Genomic DNA, 3,525 nt, shown 5'->3' with positions numbered 1-3,525 from the left:
GCAAGCCCCCTCCCACATTGTGGCCTCGGTGTTTTTTAGACGGTGGCAAGGCGCTGTAAAAAGTCGCGGTGCTGGCGATGCGCGGTCTCTTGCACCACCGGCGCCAGGCGCACTTTCTCGCCGGGCAGGTATTGCGCCAGCCTGGCCTGCGCCAACGGCGTCAGCGCACCCAAACGCGGGTAGCCGCCGATGGTCTGCCGGTCATTGAGCAACACAATGGGTTGCCCGTCCGGCGGCACCTGGATCGCCCCCAACGGAATGCCTTCAGAGATCAACGACGGTCCTTGATACTGCAACGGCGTGCCCAGCAAGCGCATGCCCATGCGGTCGGCGCGGCTGTCGATGGCCCATTCGGTGTTGAACGCGTCAAACAGGCTTTGCCCGCTGAACTGGCCAATCTGCGCACCGACAATGACCTCCAGCGGCGCCTTGGCAGGCAACCCCGGTTCACTCAGCACTTTCATCGCGCCGCCCGTACCGGAATACGCCAGGTGCACGCCCTCGGCCAACGCTTTGCCGAAACCGTCCAGCCCACCCAACGCCTCGCGCACTACCGTGGCACAACTGCCCAGCACCTGCGGCGCAGTAAACCCGCCGGGCGCCGCCAGGTAAGCGCGCGCGCCGCTGAACGGTTGGGTGAAGCGCAAGCGCTGGCCCTTTTGCAGGATAAAACTGCGCCCGGGGCTGACCGCACGCTCATCAATGTAAGCGCCCAGGTCCGCACCGGCCAGGGCCAGCAGGCAATACTCTTGCGCCTGCACGGTAAAACCGCCCAAGGTGATTTCCACCACCGGCGCATCCAACGCGTTGCCCAGCAACCAATTGGCCCACGACATCGACACCCAGTCCAGCGCGCCGCCCTGGGTCACGCCGAGGTGGCGCACGCCAAAACGGCCGGCATCCTGCAACAGGCACAGCGGCGTGCTGGCCTCGATCAACAAGCGGCTCATGCCTGCGCCTCCAATGGCGTGTCATCGCCGCCCAAGCGGATAAATTCGGCGTGGCTGACGGGCTCGAAACGTACAGTGTCGCCGGGTTGTATCAAGCTGTAGCCGTCGCGCTCACGGTCGAACAGCTTGGCCGGGGTGCGGCCGATCAGGTTCCAGCCACCGGGCGATACCACCGGGTAAGCGGCGGTCTGCCGTTCAGCAATGCGACGCTGCCGGCAGCCACGCGTTTGCGTGGCGTGCTGAGGCGTGGCGTGGCGAGCACCTCATCGACCAAGCCCATAAAGGCAAAACCGGGCGCAAAGCCGAGCGCGAATACCTGGTATTGATGGGCGCTGTGGCGGCGGACCACTTCGTCTACCGCCAAGCCGCTGCGCTGGCTGAGCAAGCTCAGTTCAGGGCCGACGCTCAGGTCGTACCACACTGGCAACACGTGGCACTGGCCGCTGCCCTGGGCTTGGGGTTGCAGGTCGGCCAGGGCCTGATCGATCAACACCCGCGCCTGAGCCGGGGCCAATACCGTAAGGTCGTAATGCACCATCAAGGTGGTGTAGGACGGCACCAGGTCGACCAGTGCCGCGCCAAAACGCTCGCGCAGGCGCTGGGTGGCAGCGAGCATCCACGGCATATTGGCTTCGGCAATCACCTCAAACAGACGCACCATCAGGCAGTCAATCGCCACCACTTCAACGCGTGGCTTCATGCTGGCCTCAATGCCTCGCGGATACGTTTTACCGCGGCCACCGAACTGGCGTTGTCGCCATGCACACACAGCGTATTGGCCTGCAACAGCAAGGCGCTGCCGTCGCTGGCGGTCAGCGCTTCGCCTTGGGAAAGGGTCAAGGCTTGCTGGATGATGGTCTCGGAGTCGTGGTGCACGGCGCCCGGCAACTGGCGGGAGACCAAGTGCCCCCGGTGGTCGTAAGCACGGTCGGCGAACGCTTCGAACCACAGAATAACCCCGTATTCCTCGCCCAAGGCCTTGGCCGCGCTGTTATCACGAGTGGCCAACAGCATCAGCGGCAAGTCGCCATAGGCCGCCACGGCCTGAATAACCGCGCGCAGTTGCGCTGGGTTGGCCATCATGTCGTTGTACATCGCGCCATGCGGTTTGACGTAACTGACGCGCCCGCCTTGCGCGCGGCAGATGCCGTCCAGCGCGCCAATCTGGTAGTGCAACAGGTCCTGGATTTCCTGAGGCGTGTAGGCCATGGAGCGGCGCCCGAAACCTTGCAGGTCCTGGTACGCCGGGTGCGCGCCGACTTGCACGCCGTGCTTGAAGGCCAGGCTGACGGTCTTGCGCATGATGCTCGGGTCGCCGGCATGAAAGCCGCAAGCCACGTTGGCGCAATCGATGAACGGCATGACTTCGGCGTCCAGACCCAGGGTCCAGTTGCCAAAACTTTCGCCGATGTCACAGTTCAATAACAGACGGCTCACGGTGGGTGCTCCTCTAGGCTGTGTATTTTTTACAGTGTGGGATTGTGGGCACACAACGCGCAACTTGTCCTGGCACCCCAACGCCGCTTATCGTGGAATAGCTCGATTTTTGGCGTTTGCCCGGCGCGGCGTCCAACTAATAAAAACCGATCCATGCATAAGAAAAGTTGATCCCATGAATTTGAAGTTCCTCGAAACCTTCGTCTGGGTGGCCAAGCTCAAGAGCTTTCGGCTGACCGCCGAAAAGCTGTTCACCACCCAAGCCTCGATTTCCAGCCGCATTGCCGTGCTCGAAAGCGAGTTGGGCGTGAAGCTGTTTCTGCGCGACTCGCGCGGCGTGAGCCTGACCCCGGAAGGCTTGAAGGTGCTCGATTACGCCGAGCAAATGATGGTGACGCTGCAGGGCTTGAAACAGTCCCTGGAAACCACCAGCAGCAAGGTCGGACGGATTCGGATCGGCGCGATGGACACGGTGATCCATACGTGGCTCAGCCCTTTGGTGGCGGAATTGATGGACCATTTTCCGCTGGTCGAAATTGAATTGATCGCCGATACCGCGCTCAACCTCAGTGATCAGCTGCAAAAAGGCTTCCTTGACCTGATCCTGCAAACCGACCTGCTGCGCCTCGAAACCGTGCGCAGCCTGGAACTTGCCAGCCACCCGATGGCATGGATTGTTGCCCGCCATTCGATCTACAACCGCGACTATGCTTCCCTCGCCGAACTGGCCCGGGAGCGCATCATCACTTACTCGAAAAATTCCCACCCACACCAGGACGTGTTGAGCCTGATGCAGGCCAACGGCGTGGCCGCGCCCCGCATGAACTGTGTGAACTCGGTGTCGGCGATCACCCGCTTGCTACGCGATGGTTTTGGGGTGGGCGCCCTGCCCCCGGTGCTGGTCCGTGAGGAGCTGGCACGCGGGGAATTGGTGATGCTGCCGATGGCGCAACGCTTGCCAAACTTGCAGGTGGTGGTGTCGTGGCGCGTCGGTGTCGAGCTGGTGGAGGAGATAGTCGGGCTGTGCCAGAAGGTAGTGGCGCGGTATGCCGAAGAGGTCGGTGAAGAGCGGATGGTGCTGAGCCCACAGGTTTCATTGAAGCAAGCGGATTAGTGGGCCTGTCCCACCACTCGGTGC

At 62.4% G+C, this 3,525-nt stretch carries 3 protein-coding genes and 1 pseudogene; 1 reads left to right on the top strand and 3 read right to left on the bottom strand.

The window, feature by feature from the left end; all coding sequences use genetic code 11:
- Window positions 1-35: 35 nt before the first annotated feature.
- From F0169_RS27090 to F0169_RS27080, 3 genes and pseudogenes are all read right to left on the bottom strand, one after another.
- On the bottom strand, window positions 36-950 hold the full coding sequence (locus tag F0169_RS27090) for a 5-oxoprolinase subunit C family protein (protein WP_152748140.1): 915 nt from the start codon (window positions 948-950) through the stop codon (window positions 36-38).
- Window positions 947-1,650: pseudogene (locus tag F0169_RS27085) on the bottom strand (5-oxoprolinase subunit B family protein). The gene F0169_RS27090 and the pseudogene F0169_RS27085 overlap by 4 nt, the downstream one beginning before the upstream one ends.
- Complete coding sequence (locus F0169_RS27080; protein ID WP_172979573.1) at window positions 1,647-2,387, bottom strand: 5-oxoprolinase subunit PxpA; 741 nt, start codon at window positions 2,385-2,387, stop codon at window positions 1,647-1,649. The pseudogene F0169_RS27085 and the gene F0169_RS27080 overlap by 4 nt, the downstream one beginning before the upstream one ends.
- Before the next feature lie 175 nt (window positions 2,388-2,562).
- Between F0169_RS27080 and F0169_RS27075 the strand changes: the two genes are divergently transcribed.
- Window positions 2,563-3,501 (top strand): LysR family transcriptional regulator, encoded by a 939-nt coding sequence (locus F0169_RS27075; protein ID WP_058411051.1) that lies wholly within the window; start codon window positions 2,563-2,565, stop codon window positions 3,499-3,501.
- Window positions 3,502-3,525: the final 24 nt, after the last annotated feature.

It is taken from the genome of Pseudomonas kitaguniensis (assembly GCF_009296165.1).
GTDB lineage: Bacteria > Pseudomonadota > Gammaproteobacteria > Pseudomonadales > Pseudomonadaceae > Aquipseudomonas > Aquipseudomonas kitaguniensis.
The sequence above is the reverse complement of the archived record's forward strand: the minus strand, read 5'-3'. Positions and strand labels throughout refer to the sequence as shown.

Excerpts from the sequence above, each read along its gene's own strand:
- F0169_RS27075 (WP_058411051.1), top strand. The coding sequence starts at position 2,563 with ATGAATTTGAAGTTCCTCGAAACCTTCGTCTGGGTGGCCAAGCTCAAG.
- F0169_RS27090 (WP_152748140.1), bottom strand. The coding sequence starts at position 950 with ATGAGCCGCTTGTTGATCGAGGCCAGCACGCCGCTGTGCCTGTTGCAG.